This is a genomic window from Marinobacter sp. M5B, from assembly GCF_042604615.1.
Lineage (GTDB): Bacteria > Pseudomonadota > Gammaproteobacteria > Pseudomonadales > Oleiphilaceae > Marinobacter > Marinobacter salarius.
Genome location: NZ_CP156894.1, coordinates 2317896 through 2341725, shown reverse-complemented (window position 1 = coordinate 2341725; position 23830 = coordinate 2317896). Strand labels below are relative to the sequence as shown.

Sequence of the window (23830 nt, the reverse complement as noted above, 5' to 3'; positions counted from 1 at the left end):
TCCGGTTAAATGATTGGGGCAGGTCATTTGAGCCGTTTTGGCTGCGAAACGTCCAGAACGAACACATCGATTAGTCCCGTGAGCTCCGGCGGCAACTTTGCTCCGATGTTGTGTTTGAGCTCCAAGGCGCTCTCAATAGGATGTATTTTGCGACCTGCAACTTTTTCCTCCGCGCCAAACCAGATGACCAGGAAAATACCCTGTTGCTCTGCGTCGGGGTGGATAGAGTAACGTTCGTAAAGTTGGGCGGAAGCGGCGGTGTACAGTTCTTTATGCCACTGCCCTTTTACCTCTGTAACCAGTAGTCGTCTTTTACCGCCAATCAACTTGGACACCGTGAAATCACTCCGGTTTGCGTTCTTTAACTGATGTTCCGGTGTCACAGAGATATTTTGCGGCTCAAGTCTCAGATTGAGTCGTTCAGCAATTATCTCAGTAGATCGCACTTCGTCTAGTCGATCACCTTTCGCATAAAAGCGATCTGCGGAGTTGAATTCTCCACCATCTATGGCTTTCTGGAAGTCTTGGAGCTCTTGGAGCACGAGTTGACGCAGACCTTCCACCGTAACTACCTCGTCGCGGTCCAGTCGATTTACGATTTCCTGGGGCGTAGGCGGTTCGAAATCTCGCAGTGCTTTCTTCCTGACTTGACCGGCATGTATGCTCTTCAAGTCCCTGTGCAGGTCTGAAAAACGCAGATCGACAAGAAGCCGGTCGAGAACCGGAATCGCATCATCCGGATCATCTGAGCTCATTGACCAGATCACTGTGGTCAAGAAGCGGTATGCGTTTTCCTCTTTGGGGCTTTCCGTCCCCCAGTGGTTCGGCAGGTCTACCTTTGGCCATTGGCCAATGAGGGCCTCTAAAATGGCTTCAATCTTGCGTGATGCGAGCCTGGGCCAATAGGAATAATCGTTAAGGTTGATTTGCCCAGACCGCCCATGGAGACGGAACACAGTGTTTTTATCGGCTTTGAGCCAGTCCCAGTATGTTTCGGGTGCGTCGTCAAGGAAGTACCACGCGCGCACGAGCCAGAATGTTCTCTTCTGTTCAATATCTTCACTGCCAGTCGGGTTGGGCCAGTTGGACATGAACTCTGTGCAACGCTCCGCGATGATCTTTTTAAGGTCTTCGCGATTGCCATACCGAGCAGCGACCTCGAATAACGTATCTATTGGCCCAAGAGCAAGCTCATCGAAACGCCTCAGCCATTCAACAGATAGCGCGGCGCGCGAATGACTGAAGGCCTCGTCGTAGCGTAGAAGCCCAACCTCAGGGTGAGAACATTCCGACTGGGCCAGCTGTGGTTCAACGTACTGCCGGAGAAAAGCCTCTGCACTCGCGGTATCAGGAAAGATTAGACGGTCAATTTCGGTCTTTAGCGGTTCACGGTCTTCTTCGGAAACGGCACTGTAGCCCATGCTAATGTTGGTTCTTAGCGCTTTCAGGAGCGGAAGATCGATGTCTTCCAAGTTGCCTTTAAAACGCATGATCTCCAAGCAAGCCGCATAAAGGATCGTCTCCGAGTGCTGATACTTCGAATCACACTGTAGTTTAGCGAGCCCGAGTAAATCGGGAACGTGCGGAGCGATGAAGTCGAGGCAGTTTCGTAGCGCGTTCCGAACAATCGTTTCATCGCCAAACTCGTGCTCAATTTTGTCTGGCTCCATGAGCACAAGCTCTGCAAAACGAACTAAGCAATGCCAATGACGCCCCTCTTCGACAAGCTCCCGGTTGTTTTGGACATACTTGATATTTGCTGCACGGATATTATCTTCTTTCCTGAGACGGCGCTTCACCCTTCGGGAATATCTGAAACGCATTATTCCGTGTTCTCGCTGGAATTGCGCTTCAGCACTGTTGGCTCTTGCCCATTCTCGCATGAATAAGGGTTTCTCGAGTGCTTGCTCGCGCATATGGCGCCGCAGGCTATCTGGGCCTCGACTTTCCTTGTTTCGATGGAACTTATGGTGAGCTAAAAAGCTCGCCCACAAGTCCGGGTTGTCGCTCTCAAATGCAAGATCCACTATGAATTGATAGTCATCGGTGTGAAAAGAAAGGCCAGAGTGCGAGTGCCAGTCGAACTTATCTATCTTAGTCTGAAAAATCTGGTCACGGCCAGTCAGCTTTCCGAATACATGACCAATAATTCCTTGGCGTAGTGCGTCGTCCTTTTGCAGCACTTGGACTGTCTTGCTTTGGTCAGCGGATTTGTTTTCATGGAAGTTCAGGTTTCCGATCCATCGCCAAACTCGTATTGGATCAAATGGCGGCTTGGCCAGAGCGAAGTACCGATCCAGCATGGCCCCAACGATCTTGCTTATGCCGTTTAGGCAATCGCACTCGTAAGCCTTCTTTCCGCATTTGCAGGCTAGGTCTTTGGTCAGTTCATCTAAGAGCCACTCGATAGTCGCCAAGTCCTGACCTGCGATCAAACGTTTCACGAAGTGGCGGGCACCTATTGTGCGCTCACGACGCTCTTTGTGGCCCGGGTAGAGGTTTGCACAGACCCGGAAAAAGCCTGCTCGATAGGCCCGCCCGAATGTTTCCGGGCCTAGGGTTTCGATAGCCTCAGCAGCCACCCTTAACGACGTATGGCTTGCCTCAAAAATCAGAACAGCCAAGTCAGCGTGATGGTCATGGCCTACTATTTCGAGCAAACACCTACTTGCCAACAAGCGAGTGTTCTCGCTTTCGTCCGGCGTTAAAGTAAGTTGACGCAACTCTTTTATTAACTGCTTGATTGCTGGCGACCCCGCCAAAAGTTCAAGGACCAGATTGCGCAAGTGTCCATCACCGCCAGTAACGAGAAGAGGTTTAATCTCGCCCACAACGTCTTGGGTGAAGAAGCCCGCAACACTGAACCTGCGCCAGAAATCCCCTCTTCGGAAGTGAGGGTCTTTGGCCTCAATTTCTTTCAATCGATATACAAGTAGGCGCTTTGACGAACGTTCAAGCTGGGAAGGGTCGCCGTTCGCAAGCACTGCGTATGGGTCAAGTTCGATTGCAGCTCTTTCTACAGGCATATTGCCTAGCGATGCCATCCAGCCCAGCAGCCCCCGGAGTTCATCTCGCACTGTGGAGTTCGGGGCGATAATAGGCATGCACTTAGGCAGAGTTAGAGGGTCCGCCGGGTCTGCTATCCGCTTGGTAAGATAGCCTGCTGCACAGTATTCGGCGACGATTTTGTGAACCGGGCGATGTTGATCCGCGCTGTCGCCGGGCTTAAAAAGTCGAGTTGCCAGAATTCCATCAGCCAATGTGTCGCTGCTAAACAGTGACACCAGCAAAGGATACATCCGGTCTTCAGTGGCTTCGCTCGTACCAACGCCTTCAGAACCGGACAACAAGAGTTTGGCGAAAACTTCCGACGAGAGATCGACTTTTTGAGTGGTCGAAAGTGGCGGATTGGTTCTGACTACATTGGTGTTCGCTTCCTTCGCTAGGCGTTCGACCGCTTGTGCGAAGATTGATCGTTTGTCGGTGAAATGTCTTTCGCTCTCGATATAAGCGTCAGCAAAAAGCTTCAGAAACTGGGGGTTTGGGAGAAGCGCGTCTAAATCAAATCGAGAAACTTCGGTTTGGAAAACTGCGAAGTCCTCTCCTTCCAGGTGATGTTCAAAAATCGCCCGCTGTTCCGCCTCATCAAACTCGCATAGTCTAACGACCAGAGGTGGGCGCCCGAGAAAGTCTTTGAATGCATTCGTAGTAGCGTTGTCCCACTCACTGGAACGACTCGACAAATAAACGTGGGTCGGGTTGGCCGCCTCAACCTGGGTCAAAAGTTTATAGATGCCGGAAGCGTCCACTTTTGCCAGCTCATCGAATGCGTCTATCACTAGGGGCGTATACTTTGATTCTGCTCCTACGTATCCGAATTTACTCGCTGTAACGACTTTTGTGCCCAACTTTTGGGCAAGGCTCCCCATGAGTTCGGTTTTCCCACCGCCGGGTTCAGCCAGAATGACAACGTAATTCGAAGCAGCCAGCAGCTCTGCCTCCGTGTATATCTTGTCATTGCTCGATAGTCTGCGTGGAAGGTAGAAAGGCGAACTCATAAGCGCAAATTATTATGTGTTGAACCGCACCAGATCGGAGATACTCCGGAGACAATTTTTCTAGGTCAGGCAGCGTCAACTGCCCCATCCTGTTGGTGATAGTACGCGATTTCTCGTTTAGTTGGGGTAAACTTCCTGCCGAATATGGCATGGGCAATCGCTGAGCCAGTCAGTCCCACCCAGAATGGTATCCACCCTGCCCTCGTTCTTGATTCAGCCAGATCTGGAAATAGCCAGGCCAATGGCCCCCCCACCCCACCTGATTCGTTGCAAAGAATTTTTAATATGGGATCAGAAATGGCCATAGAGGCATTGAAGCAGTACTAGGGCCCGTACACGCTAGAAAGCTTCGATGAAAGGATCCCTGCAACCCCAACAGGTGGAAAATTCTAATCATCAGTGCGATCACAACAAGGGTGTTTACAGTGACAAGAAACGCTAATCTGCGTATCCTTGTTATTACAATGTAGGTACAGCAGCCAGCAATTTCCAACATACGATGATCATGATTAAGGGGGCTCGCATGAGCAACCAGAGCAAAAAGCAGGGCAAGACCGGGCAACACAAAAGACACTCAAGCCCGACTCACCGGAGCCACCGGGGCGCCCGGGTAAAGGGTGGGTCAATGGGATTTCAGGCAGGCGGTTCCTGGTCGTCACGCAGCCTTGGGGTGAATGATCGCAGGCTGGTGCAGGCGGTGACCAAAGATGAAGCGTTCAATGTCCGCACGACGGTTGAGGTGCGGGATCGCGCCCAGGCGGTCTTCGAGGAACTTGGTCTGTCACTATCTGGCGCGGTGAACCTGCTGATGGCACGGCTGATCAGCACCCGACGACTCCCATTTATACCGGAGCCGCTTACAGAAGCTGATGGCTCACCGGCACTGGCTGAGGCGGGCCAGGCCACAGCAGTCCGTATCCGTGTGGATGCAACACTCAAGCACCAGGTGACGGTGTTGCTTCAGGCGATGGGGTTTAACCCAACGGTCATCGTCAATGCCTTTTTACGGACGGTCGCGGCGCAACGAGATATCCCCTTTGACTATCGCGCCCCCAATGAAGAAACCCGGCGTGCAATGGCCGAACTGGATCAGGGGCAGGGCGAGAGGTTCGATTCTGTGGATGCTCTGTTCAGCGATCTGGAGGATTGATGCTGGCGCTCAAGCAAGGGAGTCGATTCAAAAAAGATATGAAGGCGTGTCGGAAGCAAGAGCTAGACTTGCAACAACTCAAGGATGTTATCGAGACACTCCAGAAAGGGGAGCCGCTAGAAGATAAACATCGGGATCATGGTCTTTCCGGGCACTGGAATGGCTGGCGGGATTGCCATATTGCACCCGACTGGGTGTTGATCTATCGGGTGGAGGGAGACGAACTCGAGCTTGCCCGAACCGGATCACACGCGAAGCTGTTCGGATAACCAGATCAAAACATCATTCTGCACCCTGCTACCTTTTTTGTCCGTGTAAAGTTCAAATCGATGGTTGAAGTCGGCATCTTGCCAGATGATGTTTTAGTGGTGATCTAAGCACGCATTGAGTCAAAGGGAGGCTGATATCTAGCGATGGAAACGCTTAAAGAATTCGAGCTTTGTCACCCCTGTGTGGACCTACATAAGATCCCGCATTTATACCGATTCAAGAGCATCAAGGGAGCGGAGGATTCACACCTTGAAGATTTTTTTGTCCACGGAAAGCTTTATCATCCATTACCCACTCAATTAAACGATCCTTTCGAGTGCAAACCACACTTTGTACGGCCCTCCTCCGCCTCAGAGGCCAGGGAGCTTCGGAAATATCTCGCCAAACAGCTCCGCAGTCACCAAGGCATGCCCTGGAAGCAAGCTAAGGAACAGGCGAAATTGATGATGACCGATCAGAATCGAACGATCGAAATGTTTAGGAGAGCAGCTGCAACAACCTACGGTCGAGCTCGACTATGCAGTTTCACCACTTCGAAAGAAAACCTCTTGTTCTGGTCACACTATGGAGACTCACACCAAGGCATGTGTCTTGAGTTTGATTCAGCTGGTGGCCCGATGCGAAATGCCCGACAGGTAAAATACGACGATTATTATCCGAATGTTGATGTTCCACAACCAGCCGATGAAAGCGCTGCAAAACCGGCTTTGGTTAAGTCGCGGAACTGGAAATATGAAAGCGAGTATCGTAGCTTCATCATCCCTGACATTACAGAGGACGAATCCAAATGGATTCGATTCATCGAGCTGGCACCATCAAGTCTCACAGGCATCTATTTCGGAGCCTGTGCTCAGGATAAAGACAAAGATCGAATTTTGGACCTGGTGGAACGTGGAATCTTTGATCCAAGGATCTACGATGCGGAATTAAGTGAGTCGACCTTTTTTCTCAAGTTTAAAGAAAGAACTTGTGCATGATTTTCTGAATCGAAGAAGGTGTTCATCGAGGACCCAACTTTTTCAGCGGTGAAGACTAGGCTATCGGGATCAACAGAGACATATTGGACAGGTCACGAATCCCTCCAGGGGCGATGAACGGACGTCCTGATTTTTTGTTTATTGTCACTCGGGGTTGGCTGCTTATGACGATTCCTCCTATGCTCTAATCTGGACTTACCCCGATACGCATGACACACCCCAGCCTCAAACGGAGGCCATTTCAAAGGCCTCTGGGCTGACGCCACCCAGGTGGGTATGACGTCGAACTCGGTTATAAAACACTTCGATGTAGTCGAACACATCCGCCTTGGCCAGGTCACGGGTTTTGTAGATCCGTTTCCGAACGCGTTCCTTCTTCAGGCTGCTGAAAAACGATTCAGCCACCGCGTTATCCCAACAATTACCCCGACGGCTCATGCTGGGGTCCAGGTTGTGGGCGCGACAGAATCGGTGCCAGTCATCGCTCCCGTATTGTGAGCCTTGGTCTGAGTGGACCAGGACCTTTTCCTTCGGCCGCCGTCGCCAAACGGCCATCAGCAGCGCATCCACCACCAGGCTACGGTGCAGGGTGGGTTTCATCGACCAACCCACTACACGACGCGAGAACAGGTCTACAACCACCGCCAGATACAACCAGCCTTGCCAGGTGCGGAGGTAGGTGATATCGGTCACCCAGGCTTTGTCAGGGTGGCTTACGGTGAATTCCCGCTGGAGCTTGTTCGGGGTAAGAATAGACGGTCTTCCGGCGATCACGCGCGGTGCTTTGTAGCCTCGCAGCGCCTTGATTTTGTGCGCTCGCATCAATCGGGCGACTCGATGTCGGCCGCAGGTTTCACCGGCTTCCCGGAGGTCCAGAAACACCCGTGGTGAACCGTACACGCCGGAACTGCCTTGGTATGAGGCCAGGATCAATCCGAGCAATCTCTGGTTATCCACCGCCCGATCCGACAGCGGTTTGTGCAACCATTTATAAAAACCGCTGCGAGCTACCTGGAGCACACGACACATAGTTTTGGTGTTGAACTCGTGTCGGTGATCGTTGATAAACCGGTACTTCACTCGGGCTCTCTGGCAAAGTACCGAGCGGCCTTTTTTAGGATATCGCGCTCTTCTTCAACCCGGCGCATTTGGGCCCGCAGCCTGAGAATCTCGCTTTTGGCCTCGACCAACTCAGCGGCCTGTTCATCAGACTTATCCGGTTTCACCGCCTTAACCCATTTGTAGAGGCTGTGAGCCGAGACTCCCAGTCGTTGCGACACTTCGGCTACGGTATAGCCCCGTTCCAGCACTTGTCGAACCGCTTCGTTCTTGAATTCCGGGGGATAACGTTGGCTGCTCATGACAATTCCTCCTATGCTCTAATCATAGGCTAGGAGTGTCTACTGCACCGGGGTAAGTCCAATCATAGGTTAGGAGCGTCATGCGTATCGGGGGAAGTCCATCGCCCACATACTAGTACCTCCTAAGCTACAAGACACTGGAAATCCAGACTGGTGGAGAATGTGCGTTTTATTGGAGGAAGTGTATGACCAACAAAAATGCAGTTCTTATTAATCCCACCGATACAGTGGTTTCGCTCGGGGATCTCGCTTACGCTGGAACGCTTCTCATGGATTCTAGGCCTCCCGAGCATCGTTTAATTATGGCGCTTGCGAGCTTATCCCATTTGTTGACCGCTGTTGTTCTCTCGGAACGTATCCTCGTCATTGGCCACGAGGACAACATGACTGAGGCCCCAAGTTCCTTGATGTACTCATTATTAAAGAAGCATTGCAGAGTGCTGAATATTTCCTTAACAGATGAGGCACTTACAGCAGGTGCAGCAGTCTGGAATGATCCTGTTAAAGAGTTTGGGACAAGAACCTGTGCTGTGGCATTCGAGTCAGAACACCTGTTAGTTACGGGGCGGCCATTACCAGAACCAACCCGAATGTTCATAAGTGATCTATTGGATGCTCCGGGACTGTCTTCTTTGGCCTTTGACGCTCTGCCTCTGTTTCAAGGTGTCAGGGCTACTCTAGCAGAGTATTCGATATCACAGGCGTTATCGCTGCCATTCGCGCCGAATCCCGTACTTTCCGTACCAATTTTGCTTAACGAGTTACGAGCAAATACCGCGAAAGAGGACCTTGTACGTTTAGTCGACGAAATGCGCCATGAGACCGCAACGTTGTACGATCAAAGCCGAGCAGGCGCGACTTTGGATCTTCATCGAAATGCGAACATCTACTGTCTACGGCTACCTGCGATACTAATGTCGATAATAAACCAGTCAAAGAGTCTTCCCGATGCGGTGAAGATAGCTGCCGACATTAGCAATACGAGTGAGGCGGCGGCTTTCCGAAATTGGTGCAAGAATATGGAGACACTTGCTGACCCTAAGACGTATGTCGAACGCCTCCAGGCGGCGAGGATGACCTTGGAGCGCCTGGGACGCACTATCGATACGGGTGCTGGATCGGAACTTACGGTGACTGCCGGACCACTCAGTACACAGCTGCCTGTTCCTTCAATAAAACGGGCAGTCCATTGGGCGAACGTGGATATCCGATTCGTGAAGCCACGACGTTTTCTTCTAAACATGCTTTCGCAAGCACGGCAAATGAATTCTGTCGATGAAAAGCTAGCAAACATTCTTGGTGTAGATAGGCGCTCGGCGTTAAATGCGGCCGCGCTTTTCGTGAAAAGTTCCAAAGAGATCTTGGATGCCAATGTTAAGCGAATCCATTAAAGCTTGAACATTAATGGGTTCCTCGGATTTTCAGTATCCGTCAAGAATTAGCCGCTGAGTATCGTGTGGTGGTCAACTAGCCCTAGACAGCACTTCGAACTGGGTTTTTCCAACTCGGGGGGGGGGGTGGACTTAGATACGAGGTCAGGGTCACTTATCAAGTTCACCTATAAACTGTCACCAATTCCTTAGACACGCCCAATTGTACCTTCTTTTAGAAGTGTCCGCAGTGATTGGATAGAACTCGCCCCGTTGACTGCGATGTCCGTAAAATTCGGCTCCTGTGACCTGCGCCGGACGACAAATTTAGTACTTTGTGTGGAAACTGAAAGCAACTCGATATTCTAGAATTTACTTTAAGTTTGTTTAGCACTTTGCGTGGAATCTCATGGGTAAGTCTCTGAAATGCTGACCTGCCCCCAACTTTCTAATCCAGCCTGATCTTAGTAATGTTCATCAGCAGAGAAGAGGACGATGAACATGAAGAAGCGATTCACCGAAGAGCAGATCATCCCGATTCTGAAGGAAGCCGAGGCCGGCCTGCCAGTGAAGGAGCTGTGCCGCAAGTACAACATCTCGGATGCCACCTTTTACACCTGGCGCAAGAAGTACGGCGGCCTGGAGGTCTCTGAGGCCCGTCGTCTGAAGGCCCTGGAGGAAGAGAACGCCCGGCTTAAGAAGCTACTGGCAGAGTCCATGTTGGATTCTGAAGCCCTGAAGGCCGCTCTCAACCGAAAGTACTGACCGTCGGGAACAAGCGCGAGGCTGTGCGCACCATGCTGTCGGAGACGATGATATCCGAGCGCAAAGCCTGTTCACTCGTCGGGTTATCCCGCGCAACGATGCGGTATCAGTCTCAACGCTCGCTAGAGGAGCGTGAACTGACAGAGCGCATTAAAGCCATTGCATTCGAACGTCGCCGGTTCGGGTACCGGCGTGTTCACCAGTTGCTGCGTCGTGAGGGTGCTGAGGTGAATCACAAGAAGGTTCATCGGCTTTATCGGGAGGCCGGCCTAGCCGTCCGCAAACGCAAGCGCCGTAAAGGCGTGATGGTCGAACGGCAGCCCTTGGTGTTGCCTGATGCGCCGAACCATACGTGGTCTATGGACTTCGTTATGGATTCATTGGCCAACGGCCGCAGGATCAAATGTCTGACGATCGTGGATGACTTCACCAAGGAGTGCCTCGATATTCCCGTGGCCATGGGCATCTCAGGAGAACAGGTCGCCCGAACACTGGATGGTATCGCTGCCTTCCGAGGCTACCCGAAAGCCGTTAGGACCGATCAGGGGCCAGAATTCACTGGTAGAGCGCTCGATCAATGGGCTTACCGCCATAACGTTGAACTGAAGCTGATTCAGCCCGGCAAACCGATGCAGAATGGTTACGTCGAGAGCTTTAACGGAAAATTCCGGGATGAGTGTCTGAATGAACACTGGTTCCAGGATCTCGCTCACGCCCGGGAGAAGATCAGCAATTGGCGCTTGGACTACAATGGGCAGCGTCCGCATTCATCCTTGGGGTATCAGACACCTCTGGAGTTTGCCTCCGCTCTCCGACTTGGAAAAACTGATTCAAAAGTAACGGACATTACTAGGGAGCAGTTGGATTAAAGACTGGGGGCAGGTCAATGCGGTTTCAGAAGTTTAGTACTTTTCTTGGTCGTCCAACTAAGAAGTTGGTAGTGGTCCGAAAACTATGGCTCCACTCCACTCCGGCGTAAGGCCCCGCAGCGGGACGTGATTCGACGACAACATCTAAGCCAGAGGCAGAAACAGCATCTTTGAATTCGATAAACTGATCGTCTGGAATCTCGAGAGAGCCGTTACTGCGCGCCTGTCGCCGGCTCTCTGCTCAAGAAAAAATTAATGGTCAGTCTTCATACTCGGTGCGATATGCGTTCCGGTGCGGAACTGAAATTCCGGCATTAGTGGTCACCATCGGGATTCCGTGATTCCAGTTTTTGGGCGGTTGGCCGTGCTTGTTGGCCAAGTAGCAGCGATAAATTTGTGGGGCATTTTGACCCATCCCAAAGGTCTCGGACTGAAAGCGGAGTCCAGACCGGCTCAGTTCACATAGCCTGCCCAGCTTGATCAGTTCAATGAGGCAGTTCTTGGCTTGTTTAAGATTACGGAACCCAATTCCCGGAATTTCGTAGTCACCGCTGACGATACGCCAGGCAATGTCCGTTCTTGTTTAAATGCGCCCCTGCTACCAAGGCCTGTTGCTCGCCCCTAATCTTTCGGTGCCAGCGAGACTAATCCGAACCCTCGAGTCGGACGACGAATTTAGCACTTTGTGTGGAAATCGGAATGACCACCCTATTCTCCAATCTACTTTAAGTTTGTTTAGCACTTTGTGTGGATTTTGGTGGGTAAGATACTGATATTTTGTTGCAGAGGTTTAGTACTTTGTGTGGTCGTCCATTGACCACCGATGTTGTACTAAATCCGGCGCATGACCGCCTCAGCAACGGAACTACCTCCTTGTCCAGATGATTAGGCTGGCATGTATCACGCAATTTTCACTACTGGATCCGGTACAGGAATCGTTCCTGGATCGAAAAGAGAAAGCCCGGAGACTTCATTGGCACTTTCTCAGCATATGGCTTGTCGTACTCTGACGCAGAACTCCTTGAAGACTTTCGTGCGGTCGGTGCAGCGATCCTTGCAACCAAACACTTTAGGGGTGCTTCGCGCAGATTCCGAGCCCTTCCTGAATCTCTGTCGCGCCCGCCCATTTCAGCCAATACCTGCCAGTTTTTCAACGATTCGTGGATTTATCCGTTATAGAGCGAGTCGAGGCGTCAAATTTACAATCATATCGAGCGCGCTCTCATCTCTGAAGCGTTGTCTCTAGCGCCAGACTGATAACCACCCTGCCCGCCTCTGAAAAAAACCTTTGCGATGACTTGTCATGAGGCTGTGACGCTGAACACTGCGCTGGCTCTCGCTATGCGCTTTGAACCGACATGGAAATAGCAGTTGGCGAACGCGGTATTGCGCCCAACTTTTTGAACGTCCGTATGAACCTCAATCCAATCTCCTTTTTCTGCTTTGCCCACATAATCCACGGTCTGGCTCGTGGTAACGATTGGCGTCGGCGGCTCTGTAGAGAACGCTGCACTATACCCCATAGCAATATCAGCGAGAGTACCCAAAAGACCCCCGTGGACGATGCCCCGAGCGTTGCAATGTTTCTCCTCTGCGACCAGCCCAATAACCAGGCCAGCTGCGTCCACTTTCTGGTAAATAGGGCCGAGCAATTCAGTGAACGGGCTCGTGCGTGACAGTGGTTCAAATCCTTCTCGTACTGCATTCATGCTCGATTCCTTTTCTTTACTCTTAACGCAAAGCCTTGCGGCAATCTTGGAGCCGCGAAGCTTTGGAAAGTTGTCCGGCAATAGCGCCTTTTACGGCTTTTCTATTTCTCAGACTACCTTGGACTGGCCGCTCAACGGAACGACTAGGCGGCCGAACCAGCCTGATCATCTGACAGAATCTCGTGCGTAACGTTGTCGACGACGACAGGAGTTTCGAAGTACGTCACCAAAGGATCTGTGCCGTACTTCTCGCGCACGAAAGCGCGCCAACTTTCGGTATACATTGCCTCAGCTTCTTCCTGCGAGTTCCAGAGGTAGACACCACCGGCCGTGCTGCCATCTTGCGACAAGACGTAGCATTTACGATAAAGGCCAGCTACGTCCTGATACTTCGGAGCCGTGCTCAGAAAAATAGTTCGTGCCTCTTCCTGCGTAATTGGCGTTGACAAACGAAACGTAGTAATAACGGTGATCATTGGAGTTGCTTCCTATATGGTAAATACCGTGAGTGACGCCCAAGTGCATGCAGTCAGCGTACGCTACCGCACAGATATTCTCGCTAGCCTATCTAGCACCCAAGTCCTCAGAAATGGTTTATCTGAATCACTTCGTCGCTAAGAAGTTTCGAGATAATGGAGTTTCATCTTAAAATCTAATTGTTGAAAGGCTGGATTAGCTGGTTGATATTCTTTCCCACAATAAAAAATGAAGTAAATAATTGTTAGTTCTGTTAGAGAGCTGATTATCGTATCAAGGTTTCCAAAAAGGCTTATAGGCTTCATTTACCAAAGTCCCTGGAGCGAGGCCGACATCTTTCTCAATCAGGGATATATCCATGTTTCGAACTTTATTCCTTAACTGATGCCTGGTTCTGAATCTCGATCCCCACAACCTGACGGTAAGCAATATGAAATTCCCTTTTGAAGATATATAAGTAGTTAAAGCAGAGGCACTACTAAGTTGCAGATCGGAACCTTCAGCGTCAGATCTTTCCACGACTTTGTCCTTCTGTTTTTTATCTTATTTCCAAAATAAATGCATAGATCCGGCGGGTCCATCAATTGATTTTTCACGCATATTCAGTTTTTGTTGACGGGATTTCACTGGTTGTTTTTTTCGAGCTCGGTTATGGTAACGGTAAAGAAGCGGGTCTATGACTTAAGAGGCCGGCGGCTACTCGTCATCACCACCACACACTTTTGCCTCCGTGGTGTAGGTGCACTTTAGTCGTTGGGATCAGGTAGTACTAAGGCGTTAGTTTAGCTAGCCCTTTTCCCGACGTTCGCACTTTGCCAGAGAGGGGAATGTGATGAATATTCAGGTCGACAAACTTAGATCTTTTGTTCTGATCGCCGAAGAACGTAACCTGACGAAGGCTGCGGAACGCCGGTTTTCGACGCCAGCAGCGGTCAGCGCTCAGATTCGTCAACTCGAAGACGTCACCGGGTTAAAACTTTTTGAACGTACCTCGCAGGGCATGTTGCTAACGGAAGCTGGTCAAAGAATGCTGCCGCTGGCCTATCGAGTTATTGGTGACCTCGAAGAGTTTAAGTCCACGGCTAAGGCGGTGGCATCCAGCACAAGGAAGCGGCTGCTGCTAGGTCTGAATGCATTACCCGAATTGCTGAAAATGGACTCGATTTTGAAGGCTGTTTCAGCTTCGTTGCCTGATGTATCTCCTGTTATCAAGACCAGTAATTCATTGGCTATTCAGGAAGATGTGTTCCGAAGACAATTGGACGCCGGATTTGTATACGGTGGCCGGGACCATCCCGAACTGTACCGGGAAGAACTCGGCCATATTGACGTAACCGTTATTGCGCCGGCCTCCAGCGACATCGAACAGCTTCCCGATCGGTTGGGAGAGCTGGCGAGCTTGCCCTGGGTGTTTCCGGCGGAACATTGCCCTTACCATCAAATGTTGAAGAAAATGCTCGGCGATGATAATGATCAAATACATGTTGTTGCCACTTCCGACGACGAATATTCTACATTGGCTATGGTTAGATCCGGTATGGGATTAGGCGTACTTGAACGCCAGCTTGCCACTGCGTCCGCCGCGCGCGGCGATATCCAGATTGTCGCCAGGGACAGAATGAAATTGCCAATTTACCTGGTGGCGAGAAAAGACCGTTACGAAAGTATTGAAGAGTTGGCGCTTTTTTTTAACCTGGTTCGTGAGCACTGGTCAATCAGAGGCTGCAACACCTGCCTCTCCCAGGAGAAGTTGGATGGTGTGCTGATTTAGTTAGCAGTGTCCGGAATCATTGAACCACTGCACAGCCAGTGGTATATCGGTTGCGGGCAGGAATTTTACCTCCGATCAATTCAGGGTAAGTCTATCCCCAATCTCTTCCAACAGAATTTTGATTCGCGTCACTCGCCTCAGATCTCGGTGCGTAAGCATCCACAATTGTGTTCTCAAAAGATAAGATCGGTTGAACCACCAGAACAAACGTAACGAACCCACCAATCAGCTGCATCAAACATTTGTTAATAACAGTCGTATATTAATAGATGGATTCCGTACTGCTCCGATTCATATATTTGAAGTCCAAGCTTTCAAGGAGCAAATTATGAAGATCCTCGCCATGCTAGTGGTTGCATTAGGTATCGGAATCGCAGGCTGCGACCAATCGATTGAAATCAATACCGCTGGAACCGATCGCTCGGATACGAACTGGTACATTGCTGATGGAGAAATAGCAACACAACTCAACGGCTCAACTGAGTATGTTGATTTTACACTAATACAGAAACGTTCGAGTGGCTCTGTTGTTTCCGGTTTCGTTCTATACGATGTGCATCATCGCGGATACAACATGCTGATACATCGAAGAACAAAAACTGAGGCAGGTCTGATAGAAAGCTGGAGCTTCCACGAAATTCAAAATGGAAAATCAGAGGTTAGCTGTATGGAGTCACTCAACGACTACTTTACCCTTCCTGCCACCCTTAGAATGGTTGCCTGGACTCATGCCCCTTTCGACAACATTGTAGCTCCCAACGCCCACCCTACGATAAGCACTTGGACAAAAGGGGAAATACCCGTAGTAAACTCCAGTCTATTCAAACTAGAGCAGAAAATAGACCGGATAACCCGGATGCCGGAGAACTTCAGGCTGTGGTCATCAACCGGAAAAGTCGTTCAAATGGGAAAAGTTACGCAAATGGCCCTGATTGATCAGCTATACATGCCTGTGAGCATTAAGATCGTAACAAATGAACAGGAGGTCAGTGTCATGCTTCGAAATGGTGCCGTATTAAGTAACACAGAGAGCGCTAACGGTATCGAGGCTTATCGTCGATATATAGAATCACCAACCGCAACCTGTGTCTCCCCACATTTTTCAAATGACCAGTTGAAACAGCTCTAGATGAGCTATGCTGCTGGGCAAGCATCTAGTCACGATTCTCTGCGGTAAAGCGTCCTGAATAATAACCATCATAAAAGAACCCGGCCAAAGGCCGGGTCCCCTAACAAGGACACGCTATGACTCTTGAGATCTGGATAACCTTTGTATCTGTGGTCTTCATCTTTGCCATCATCCCCGGGCCAACTGTGATCTTGGTGCTTGGTCAGTCTATCAGTCACGGGAAAAAATCTGTTATTCCACTGGTTTCTGGCGTTTTAATTGGTGACTTGGTGGCAATGACGTTGTCCTTGATTGGTCTAGGTGCTGTTTTAGCGACTTCAGCGACGCTTTTCCTGATCCTAAAATGGTTTGGGGTTGGGTATCTGGTTTACCTTGGTATAAAAGTCTGGCGCGAAGTGCCTCAGCGTGATTTGCCGTCGTTATCAGCTCCAGGGATGTCATCAGCGAACCTGTTCAAGTCCTCTTTTCTCGTTACAGCACTGAACCCAAAGGATATTGTCTTTTTCGTTGCTTTTTTTCCTCAGTTTGTTAATCCCGAAGTACCGGCTGTTCCACAGTTACTCATATTAATGGTGACGTTTTTGGGCGTCGTCTCGATATCTATTACATCATTTGCGCTCTTCGCCGGGGCAGTTCGCCATAAGATTCAAAGCCTCCCGGCCCGAAGACGGCTCAATAGACTGGGAGGCATGGCAATGTTTGGCGCTGCTGCGTTTACATCAACGATGCAACGAAGTTAAGAAATTTCCGGCTGCGCGGAAACCCGTCACGACGAGCAGCTGTAATGCGAACAACCGCCAACCTCAAAGAGCTCCAGCGGCTTCAGCCTGTAGTATTTTTTCTCTATTGCCTCTGATTGCTCAGCGTACGGCTGCGTCATCACGTCCTGCAGTTCTCGCAGCAAAGCGTAATTACCCTCTGCCGCTTGCTGATAGGCGGGCACAACGAACCACTCTCTCAAGCTGTACTTCGGGTTAACGAGCTTCATCTGACTGGAAAGCTCCTCAGGCGTGCCAGGCTGAATCAGCGATTGCCAATTTGTGAGCCACGCTGACCAACGCTTGTCTAGCCCTTCGGGATCTGCAGCATAGGTCGAGCCTTTGTAGAAGCTTTTCTTAAGCGGCTCAATGTCATCTGGCAACGATGAGAGTTCCCGGAAGAACATGGTGTAATCAACAGGCGTCTGCATCATCAGTGTTGCCAGCTCGCGGAATAAAGCCGCGTCAAACGCGTCGAGTCCGAGTTTGGCCGCCCACATCGTCTCCATTTGCGCCTGCATCACCTTTGGGAAATCACTTTGAATGTCCTCCAGCTGCTGTAGACACTCTGGATGCCCTGCCAACAAAGGCCGAACCGCCGAACAGAACGAGTAGAAATTGCGTTCGGCTGCTACTGGTTGGTTGAGGAACGCGAAGTGATTTCCCCCGCCCGTCCATGGCTGGTACTGCGGATCAAACACATCGCAGAACCCGAAGGGTCCATAGTCGAGCGTGAAGCCGCCCGCGGCACAGTTGTCGCTGTTGAAGTTACCCTGGCAGTAGCCAACACGGATCCAGTTGGCGACAAGCGAGGTCAGTCGTCTGCGGAACTCATGTGCGAGCGACACCACTTTTTCAGCTGTGGTCCGCGACCGATCGATAACGTCATCGTACTCGCGATCAATCAGGTGCAATACGATCCTCTCGAGCTCCTCCATCGCCTGCGGGTGTTCCTGTTTGCGGGCACGACGACTAAAGAGCTCCAGCTGCCCTACCCGAATGAACGAAGGTGCAACACGTGTCGAGATGGCCACTGGCTCGGATACGAGAATATCGGGATCTACCGAGCGTGAACCCTCCGAATACCAGGGGCGCCTGACTTTCTCGGTTGTCGACACGTACAGACTCAGAGACCGTGACGTGGGCACGCCCAGCGCGTGCATATGCTCTTGGGCCAGGAACTCCCGCACACTGGAACGCAGAACTGCCCGGCCGTCTGCGCCGCGGCAGTAGGGCGTGCGCCCTGCCCCTTTTAACTGCATTTCCCAGCGCTGCTTGTTGATGACAGCCTCGAGCACGGAAATCGCGCGGCCGTCGCCGTAGCCATTGCCAGTCTGGAACGGGCATTGTTGGTAGAATTCGGTGCCGTAGATGGAAAGTGCGTAGCCACACGCCCACCCCACGTTGCGCAGAGGCTCCGGAACATGCGACAAGTCGCCGGAGAACATACGGATGAAGTCGCTGGACTGCGCCATGCTGTCGGCGAAACCCAGTTCGTGAAACAGGTTTTTCCCATGGGCGACGTATTCGGGGTTTTCGATGGGCGTGGGGCTAACCGGAACATAGTGGCCCGAGAAGACTTGTCTTGGCGCGTGATCAGCTCCGTTTGCTTTCCCCTCAGGGTCGCAGTTGAGCGTGTCCATGAGTGAATAGTCTGCCAGCGGTGCGAGATCGTCGAGGGTCGCGACCGTTGTAGGCATTTCCAAATGATGTCGCGTTAACATAATAGGGACTCCTCTTTATCTATCATACACTTCTAACTCACGGATACAGATTCAGGGACGACATTGAACCATGGGTAAACAGCGCTTTCGTTACTCTGCCAGCATTCTCAAACCCAGCCACCTGTTTGCAACAATCGGAGCCTTGCTGACGATTTTGCTTGGAAGTCTGCTGCTATTGGCACTGCCTAACCTCGGTGAACTGGACTTCAGCCAACTATACCTGGACGAACACGGTAACGTGCCTTTCGAACTGCACCTAATTGCGTTGTGTCTGCTGCTGGGTTGCGTCGTGGCGTTTGTTAATCGCCGGGTCTGGCTGGAACTGGACAGCGAGAATCTGACGATTCACATCCCGCGGTTGACCGGCCTCGGGCTAATGGGATTCACCACCGGAGACCACCGCATTCCGTTAAATACTATTCGGAAAGTTGAGCTGACCGCCGTTACGGGATTTCGGAATATGGCTCAGGCACTTCAGCAGTCAAAACTCAGTCTCGTTACCGACAGGCGGACCTATCGTCTGCAACCCTACCATTTTTTGAGAGAGGGCCACCCGGATCACCGTATCGGCATGGGCAGCGCCTTTGGAAAGCCCAAGGCGAGATTGGAATCCATCATTACCGAGGCCCCTCTTGTCAAAGCTCTGTCCGGAATCACCGGCAACGTGGAGTTTACGTCGACCCAAACTGATCGAACCGGGCCATTGGCTAACCATTTCAACTTATTGAAACACAAAGGCATGGTGCTACAGCTAATTCTGCTGGCTGTGCTCGGCACCTATGCTCTCGTTGACTACGTACTGCTCACCAACTATCTCGTGATTGGTGACTTGCCACTTTGGCCATTCATTTCAACCGGGCTGCTGCTCGGTGTTTTGGGGGTTCAACTGGGTAAAGGTGCTCCCCGAGCAGAGCGCTTCGGCCTTGCTGCCCTGCTCTGTGTCATCGCCCTCGCCGCCACCTATCCCGGTCTTCAGCGGTACGCGTTGGTGGTATCCCCCGAACCACTGACTGTTGCCTACGACAACACTGAAACCGGCTACTTTGAACATTCGCATTACCCTGCGATTGACCAACGGGAAAGCAGTATCCCTGAATATTGGCAGAGCCTTCCCTCAGAAGTGACTTACACCTTCTTCCTGCATGAATCGGAGCTGGGCTTTGTCCTGATTGATATGGCGGCCGTTTACGAGAAAAGCCGTGCTTTCTATCGGGAGGATGGCCGCTAACGACCTTGAAATCGCGTCTCAAACCATCACAGTCAGATAATGAGGTAGCCATTTCCTTAACGAAGGAGAAACGCTATGAAGAGTATTAGCCGTGACGACCTCAAACAGATGAACGAAACTGAGCACGAAGATTTTGTGCTCATCAATGTCCTGCCGAGGGATGCCTTCAACCGAGAACATATCCGCACATCCATCAGTGTTCCTGTGGAGGAACCGTCCTTTTTGGAGCAGGTCGAGGCAGTTACCGGCAGCAAAGATCGGAAAATTGTTGTCTACTGCGCGAACTTCGAATGTGATGCTTCTCCCAAGGCTGCCAAGAAGCTGGAAGATGCCGGCTTTACGGAAGTCTACGACTATGAAGGCGGCACCGAGGACTGGTTTAGCCGGAAACGTGCCGCTTGACCGGTTGTAGTAGTGGAGGATGAATCTCAAGGGCTGCTCAACAGGGGCAGCCTTTTTTATGACATACGCACATGCTTCGGCCTAATCCGACGGTGAGATTCGGATGTTGTCATACAGAAAATCCAGGAAAACCCGAACCCGGCCCGGCATCAAACGGCCCTGCCCCAGAAAAACCGCGTGGACTTCTTCTCGGTCTCCGGGGTTGTGCTCCTCCATAACCGGAACAAGTCTTCCCTGGCGGATGTCTTCATCAACCAGGAAACGGGTCAAACGTGCGAGGCCGACACCCTCCATGGCCATTTTGCGCATGGTTTCACCATCGCTGACTAGCAAACTCCCCTGTGGAGCGAGTTCAGTTTGCTCTCCATCGAAAGTCAGGGGCCAGGTTGCTGTATGCCTGGAAAAATTGAAACCCAGACGATTGTGGGTCCGCAATTCTTCCAGAGTGACCGGAACACCACGCCGTTCAAGGTATTCCGGTGCTCCCACTATCACCATTCGGGTTTCACCCAGCTTACGGGCTACCAAGTTGGAATTACCGAGAGGACCATTTCGGATAGCCACATCAGTATGCTCAGCCAGCAGGTTGACCACCTGATCCGTCAACGATAGCTCCAGTGTAATACCGGGGTACCGTGCCAGAAACTTCGTCACTATCGGTATCAAGAAACCGTGGCCGACAGGGAAACTGGCGGTAATCCTCAAGTGCCCGGTAGGCTCTACCGAACTGCTTGCTCCCTGTTCCGCCTCCTCCAGGTCACTAAGAATGTGGCGGCAACGTTCGTAGAACCATCGGCCCTCCGCCGTCAACTGCATTTGCCGAGTGGAGCGATGAATCAGCTTGGTTCCCAGCCTTTTCTCCAGGCGCGTGATTGCTTTGCTGGCGGCCGAGGGAGTCAGTCGGCAGACCCGTGCGGCCTTCGAAAAACTGCCCTGCTCTACCACAGTGCTGAAGATTTCCATTGCGGCCAGGCGATTTGTGGAGGATTGAGGCATGGTGAATTCAATTCACAAATATTATGAAGATAGGATGTCTATATCATAAATATAAGTGCCTGTATCGTCGAGTTACTGATGAGATGAGAGGAGGATTCTATGGAATATCGGCAACTGGGCGCTTCTGGCTTGAAAGTGCCCGCATTGAGCTTTGGAGCAGGTACGTTTGGTGGACGGGGCCCTCTGTTTAGCGCCTGGGGCAAGATCGAGAGTAATGAGGCACGCCGCATGGTGGATATCTGCCTCGATGCTGGCGTCACCCTATTTGATACTGCGGATGTCTACTCAGACGGCGCCTCCGAAGAGGTGCTCGGGAAAGCTATACAGGGAAAACGACAGCAACTGATGATCTCCACCAAGACGACCTTACCCATGGGAGATGGTCCCCATGATGGCGGCTCGTCAAGAGAGCGATTGATCCGTTCATGTGAAGCGTCGCTACGGCGTCTGAACACGGACCATATCGACCTGTATTATTTGCATGCATTTGACGCCCGTACCCCGGTGGAAGAAGTATTGAGCACGCTCGATATGCTCGTTAGACAAGGGAAGATCCGCTATGTGGGCGTCTCCAATTTCTCCGGCTGGCAGGTTATGAAATCTTTGTCAGTGGCTGACCGATATGGTTACCCCCGTTACATTACGAACCAAACCTATTATTCCCTTGTAGGCCGGGATTACGAATGGGAACTCATGCCCCTGGGGCAGGATCAGGGGCTGGGCGCTGCTGTCTGGAGCCCATTGGCCTGGGGACGCCTGACCGGAAAGATCCGCAGGGGGCAGCCGTGGCCGGCGAACAGCCGCTTGCATGAGACGGCACAGTTTGCGCCCCCGGTAGATGATGAACACCTGTACCGGGTTGTCGAAGTGATGGAGGACATCGCGGCGGAAACCCAAAAGACTGTGCCACAGATCGCCATAAATTGGCTGTTGCAAAGACCCACCGTGGCCACTGTGGTCATGGGTGCACGCAATGAGTCTCAGCTTCGCCAGAATCTGGGAGCCGTTGGATGGAATCTGAGTCAGGAGCAGATGGCCCGGCTTGACCAAGTCAGTTCGGTGACGCCGCCTTATCCCTATTACCCTTATCGAACGCAGGAGGGGTTTGCCCGTGTGAATCCACCTTTGGTGTAGCCTCTGAATAGCCTGCTGCGAATGCGATAACCACGAAACCTTTATCGTTGAGAGACTGATTTAACCATCAAGGGATCTGTTATCAACCTTCGCATGCAATTCACAAAGCAAAGCATGACTTTCCTGAAGGCGCAGGATTTTATCAGCTACAAGTGCCATCTGCTCTTTCAGGATGTCTGTCAATTCATCGCAGGGCTCAAACTCCCCACGCGTATCAAGCGCACAGGGCAGAAATTTTTGGATCACGGGCAACGTCATTCCGGATGCGCCCAGCATTTTTATGCGCTCTACTGTGTCTCGATCAGCCGAGCCATAGTCCCGATACCCGCCGCTTGTCCTGGCCGGCGCCAGCAACCCTTCAGCTTCATAATACCGTAGCATACGGACACTGACCCCCGTTTCCTTCGCTAGCGCTCCAATCTTCATAAATACCTCTTGACCCTGACATCGCTGTCATAGTTTAGGGTCTATCTACCAAGTTCACCAGGTAACCTATGAGGAGCACAGAGATGTCGAAGACGACACCCTATAGAACAATGATTGATGGACACGAAGCGCTAATGTCAGACCTCTCCAGCCTCGCCTTTTCAGGGTTTGCACATTTTACCGCAATGCAGGTTCGTGACGGGGCGATACGAGGGCTTGATCTTCACCTGCAACGTCTGCGTTTGGCTTCAATGGAAATGTACGGGCAGGCAAATTCCGATGATGAGGTAAGAGCATATTTTCGCTCTGCAATTGAGTGCGGGCCTGTAAATCTATCGCTGACGGCAACTGTTTTCTCACGAAGTGGGGAGTTCACCCCAGTAGGTGCATTTAACGACCCCGGAATACTTATTCGCACCTCGCCGGCCGCCCAAGGCCCTACCGGGCCTCTGCGGCTGGATGCTGTTACACATGAGCGCCCTTTACCATCAATCAAGCATGTAGGCGAAGCGACGAAAACTTATTATCTCCGGAAGGCAGTCGAGAAAGGGTTTGATGATGCGGCTTTTGTGGACAAACGTGGCCATATCAGCGAAGCAACCATCTGGAACCTGGCTTTCTGGGACGGCCACACTGTTGTATGGCCCAAGGCTGAGTTGCTTAATGGGATCACTATGCAGATTGTTAAGCGGCAATTGGAAGCACTTGGAGCTCCTCAGCGTGAGGAGTCTTTGACATTGGAGGCGGTTCAGAAGTTATCAGGTGGAGTCGTCATGAATTCCTGGACCCCGGGTATTCCCGTCAGCGGGATTGGTGAAACAACCTTACCGGTTTCAGACAGATTCGGTGACTTGCTTCATCAAGCTTACCTAATGGAGCCGGAGGTACTCATCTAATTCCTACTGGCTTTGGTGGCTCTGAACCCATCATCGGGTGTGATGTTCTGTATATCGCGAGGCAATTTTTTCTGCAGCCAGGAAACGGAGAGAATTCCAATCAAGCCAATGAGGCGACGTTGTCTAATCTAATTCTCTTAGAAGGTGCAATATCACATGAACGCAATCAACAAGTTCTTTCTCGTTTTTTCTGTACTCGCTTTCTCTGCATTCGCGCAAGCCGAAGGTGTTAGCCAGGGCGATATCGAGCGCGGCAATAATCCTGCAGTTGAAACTGTCGAACTGGGCACTGGCAACTAAGCCGTCCAAAACGACAATGGGCGGTCCTGGTGGCCGCCCATGAATTTTTGATACAAAGCC

20 protein-coding genes are annotated in these 23830 nt (G+C 51.4%); 13 read left to right on the top strand and 7 right to left on the bottom strand.

Annotation, left to right across the window (positions count from 1 at the left end):
- Positions 1-23: 23 nt before the first annotated feature.
- The gene (locus AAGD24_RS10610) at positions 24-3929 is read right to left on the bottom strand and encodes a hypothetical protein (protein ID WP_379865024.1); all 3906 of its coding nucleotides are present in this window, start codon (positions 3927-3929) and stop codon (positions 24-26) included.
- A 652-nt stretch (positions 3930-4581) separates the two neighbouring features.
- On the opposite strand from AAGD24_RS10610, the gene AAGD24_RS10605 reads away from it, so the two are divergent.
- From AAGD24_RS10605 to AAGD24_RS10595, 3 genes are all read left to right on the top strand, one after another.
- Positions 4582-5208: a type II toxin-antitoxin system RelB/DinJ family antitoxin gene (locus tag AAGD24_RS10605; RefSeq protein WP_379865022.1), complete on the top strand. Its 627-nt coding sequence runs from the start codon at positions 4582-4584 to the stop codon at positions 5206-5208.
- Positions 5208-5477: a type II toxin-antitoxin system YafQ family toxin gene (locus tag AAGD24_RS10600; protein ID WP_007152189.1), complete on the top strand. Its 270-nt coding sequence runs from the start codon at positions 5208-5210 to the stop codon at positions 5475-5477. The genes AAGD24_RS10605 and AAGD24_RS10600 overlap by 1 nt, the downstream gene beginning before the upstream one ends.
- A gap of 144 nt (positions 5478-5621) precedes the next feature.
- The gene (locus tag AAGD24_RS10595) at positions 5622-6455 is read left to right on the top strand and encodes a DUF2971 domain-containing protein (protein ID WP_379865020.1); all 834 of its coding nucleotides are present in this window, start codon (positions 5622-5624) and stop codon (positions 6453-6455) included.
- A gap of 225 nt (positions 6456-6680) precedes the next feature.
- Here AAGD24_RS10595 and AAGD24_RS10590 read toward each other — a convergent pair.
- Positions 6681-7816, bottom strand: a protein-coding gene (locus AAGD24_RS10590; RefSeq protein ID WP_379865018.1) for an IS3 family transposase whose coding sequence is annotated in 2 segments (ribosomal slippage) — positions 6681-7564 and positions 7564-7816 — 1137 coding nt in all. Because the reading frame shifts where the segments join, the coding sequence is not laid out codon by codon here.
- 185 nt (positions 7817-8001) lie between these two features.
- Here AAGD24_RS10590 and AAGD24_RS10585 point away from each other — a divergent pair.
- Positions 8002-9207 carry a hypothetical protein gene (locus AAGD24_RS10585; RefSeq protein ID WP_007152193.1) on the top strand — a complete coding sequence of 402 codons (1206 nt, stop codon included), beginning with the start codon at positions 8002-8004 and terminating at the stop codon, positions 9205-9207.
- Between the two features lie 480 nt (positions 9208-9687).
- Positions 9688-10820 (top strand): IS3 family transposase gene (locus AAGD24_RS10580; RefSeq protein WP_305937434.1). Its coding sequence is split into 2 segments (ribosomal slippage): positions 9688-9946 and positions 9946-10820, totalling 1134 coding nucleotides; the frame shifts between segments, so codons are not numbered across the junction.
- 1301 nt (positions 10821-12121) lie between these two features.
- Here AAGD24_RS10580 and AAGD24_RS10575 read toward each other — a convergent pair.
- Positions 12122-12529: a PaaI family thioesterase gene (locus AAGD24_RS10575; protein ID WP_379865016.1), complete on the bottom strand. Its 408-nt coding sequence runs from the start codon at positions 12527-12529 to the stop codon at positions 12122-12124.
- Between the two features lie 143 nt (positions 12530-12672).
- The gene (locus AAGD24_RS10570; RefSeq protein WP_305937234.1) at positions 12673-13005 is read right to left on the bottom strand and encodes a YdhR family protein; all 333 of its coding nucleotides are present in this window, start codon (positions 13003-13005) and stop codon (positions 12673-12675) included.
- An 833-nt stretch (positions 13006-13838) separates the two neighbouring features.
- Here AAGD24_RS10570 and AAGD24_RS10565 point away from each other — a divergent pair.
- The 3 genes from AAGD24_RS10565 to AAGD24_RS10555 all read left to right on the top strand — a co-directional run bounded on the left by AAGD24_RS10565 (position 13839) and on the right by AAGD24_RS10555 (position 16646).
- The gene (locus AAGD24_RS10565) at positions 13839-14777 is read left to right on the top strand and encodes a LysR family transcriptional regulator (RefSeq protein WP_085680654.1); all 939 of its coding nucleotides are present in this window, start codon (positions 13839-13841) and stop codon (positions 14775-14777) included.
- Between the two features lie 328 nt (positions 14778-15105).
- The gene (locus AAGD24_RS10560) at positions 15106-15906 is read left to right on the top strand and encodes a hypothetical protein (RefSeq protein WP_228209666.1); all 801 of its coding nucleotides are present in this window, start codon (positions 15106-15108) and stop codon (positions 15904-15906) included.
- A 116-nt stretch (positions 15907-16022) separates the two neighbouring features.
- Positions 16023-16646 (top strand): LysE family translocator, encoded by a 624-nt coding sequence (locus AAGD24_RS10555; protein WP_085680658.1) that lies wholly within the window; start codon positions 16023-16025, stop codon positions 16644-16646.
- A gap of 26 nt (positions 16647-16672) precedes the next feature.
- Here AAGD24_RS10555 and AAGD24_RS10550 read toward each other — a convergent pair whose 3' ends face one another.
- Positions 16673-18388 carry a YdiU family protein gene (locus AAGD24_RS10550; protein WP_379865013.1) on the bottom strand — a complete coding sequence of 572 codons (1716 nt, stop codon included), beginning with the start codon at positions 18386-18388 and terminating at the stop codon, positions 16673-16675.
- Between the two features lie 70 nt (positions 18389-18458).
- On the opposite strand from AAGD24_RS10550, the gene AAGD24_RS10545 reads away from it, so the two are divergent.
- Both AAGD24_RS10545 and AAGD24_RS10540 read left to right on the top strand, forming a co-directional pair.
- A complete protein-coding gene (locus AAGD24_RS10545; RefSeq protein ID WP_199480840.1) occupies positions 18459-19616 on the top strand; it encodes a hypothetical protein in 1158 nt (385 codons plus the stop codon).
- A 75-nt stretch (positions 19617-19691) separates the two neighbouring features.
- Positions 19692-20018 carry a rhodanese-like domain-containing protein gene (locus AAGD24_RS10540; RefSeq protein ID WP_036207216.1) on the top strand — a complete coding sequence of 109 codons (327 nt, stop codon included), beginning with the start codon at positions 19692-19694 and terminating at the stop codon, positions 20016-20018.
- Positions 20019-20099: 81 nt separating this feature from the next.
- On the opposite strand, the gene AAGD24_RS10535 is transcribed toward AAGD24_RS10540, so the two are convergent.
- Complete coding sequence (locus tag AAGD24_RS10535; protein WP_007152198.1) at positions 20100-21014, bottom strand: LysR family transcriptional regulator; 915 nt, start codon at positions 21012-21014, stop codon at positions 20100-20102.
- Positions 21015-21113: 99 nt separating this feature from the next.
- Here AAGD24_RS10535 and AAGD24_RS10530 point away from each other — a divergent pair, with 99 nt between their 5' ends.
- Complete coding sequence (locus AAGD24_RS10530; RefSeq protein ID WP_151982187.1) at positions 21114-22148, top strand: aldo/keto reductase; 1035 nt, start codon at positions 21114-21116, stop codon at positions 22146-22148.
- A gap of 60 nt (positions 22149-22208) precedes the next feature.
- Here the strand turns inward: AAGD24_RS10530 and AAGD24_RS10525 are convergent, their stop codons facing one another.
- The gene (locus AAGD24_RS10525) at positions 22209-22574 is read right to left on the bottom strand and encodes a MerR family transcriptional regulator (RefSeq protein WP_007152200.1); all 366 of its coding nucleotides are present in this window, start codon (positions 22572-22574) and stop codon (positions 22209-22211) included.
- An 83-nt stretch (positions 22575-22657) separates the two neighbouring features.
- Between AAGD24_RS10525 and AAGD24_RS10520 the strand changes: the two genes are divergently transcribed.
- Positions 22658-23470 carry an aminotransferase class IV family protein gene (locus AAGD24_RS10520; RefSeq protein ID WP_379865010.1) on the top strand — a complete coding sequence of 271 codons (813 nt, stop codon included), beginning with the start codon at positions 22658-22660 and terminating at the stop codon, positions 23468-23470.
- A gap of 156 nt (positions 23471-23626) precedes the next feature.
- Complete coding sequence (locus tag AAGD24_RS10515; protein ID WP_164732124.1) at positions 23627-23770, top strand: hypothetical protein; 144 nt, start codon at positions 23627-23629, stop codon at positions 23768-23770.
- Positions 23771-23830 lie beyond the last annotated feature (60 nt).

Bases quoted from the DNA above. Each gene is read 5' to 3' on its own strand.
- AAGD24_RS10610 (WP_379865024.1), bottom strand. From the start codon at position 3,929: ATGGGGAGCCTTGCCCAAAAGTTGGGCACAAAAGTCGTTACAGCGAGT.
- AAGD24_RS10605 (WP_379865022.1), top strand. From the start codon at position 4,582: ATGAGCAACCAGAGCAAAAAGCAGGGCAAGACCGGGCAACACAAAAGA.
- AAGD24_RS10600 (WP_007152189.1), top strand. From the start codon at position 5,208: ATGCTGGCGCTCAAGCAAGGGAGTCGATTCAAAAAAGATATGAAGGCG.
- AAGD24_RS10595 (WP_379865020.1), top strand. From the start codon at position 5,622: ATGGAAACGCTTAAAGAATTCGAGCTTTGTCACCCCTGTGTGGACCTA.
- AAGD24_RS10585 (WP_007152193.1), top strand. From the start codon at position 8,002: ATGACCAACAAAAATGCAGTTCTTATTAATCCCACCGATACAGTGGTT.
- AAGD24_RS10575 (WP_379865016.1), bottom strand. From the start codon at position 12,529: ATGAATGCAGTACGAGAAGGATTTGAACCACTGTCACGCACGAGCCCG.
- AAGD24_RS10570 (WP_305937234.1), bottom strand. From the start codon at position 13,005: ATGATCACCGTTATTACTACGTTTCGTTTGTCAACGCCAATTACGCAG.
- AAGD24_RS10565 (WP_085680654.1), top strand. From the start codon at position 13,839: ATGAATATTCAGGTCGACAAACTTAGATCTTTTGTTCTGATCGCCGAA.
- AAGD24_RS10560 (WP_228209666.1), top strand. From the start codon at position 15,106: ATGAAGATCCTCGCCATGCTAGTGGTTGCATTAGGTATCGGAATCGCA.
- AAGD24_RS10555 (WP_085680658.1), top strand. From the start codon at position 16,023: ATGACTCTTGAGATCTGGATAACCTTTGTATCTGTGGTCTTCATCTTT.
- AAGD24_RS10550 (WP_379865013.1), bottom strand. From the start codon at position 18,388: ATGTTAACGCGACATCATTTGGAAATGCCTACAACGGTCGCGACCCTC.
- AAGD24_RS10545 (WP_199480840.1), top strand. From the start codon at position 18,459: ATGGGTAAACAGCGCTTTCGTTACTCTGCCAGCATTCTCAAACCCAGC.
- AAGD24_RS10540 (WP_036207216.1), top strand. From the start codon at position 19,692: ATGAAGAGTATTAGCCGTGACGACCTCAAACAGATGAACGAAACTGAG.
- AAGD24_RS10535 (WP_007152198.1), bottom strand. From the start codon at position 21,014: ATGCCTCAATCCTCCACAAATCGCCTGGCCGCAATGGAAATCTTCAGC.
- AAGD24_RS10530 (WP_151982187.1), top strand. From the start codon at position 21,114: ATGGAATATCGGCAACTGGGCGCTTCTGGCTTGAAAGTGCCCGCATTG.
- AAGD24_RS10525 (WP_007152200.1), bottom strand. From the start codon at position 22,574: ATGAAGATTGGAGCGCTAGCGAAGGAAACGGGGGTCAGTGTCCGTATG.
- AAGD24_RS10520 (WP_379865010.1), top strand. From the start codon at position 22,658: ATGTCGAAGACGACACCCTATAGAACAATGATTGATGGACACGAAGCG.
- AAGD24_RS10515 (WP_164732124.1), top strand. From the start codon at position 23,627: ATGAACGCAATCAACAAGTTCTTTCTCGTTTTTTCTGTACTCGCTTTC.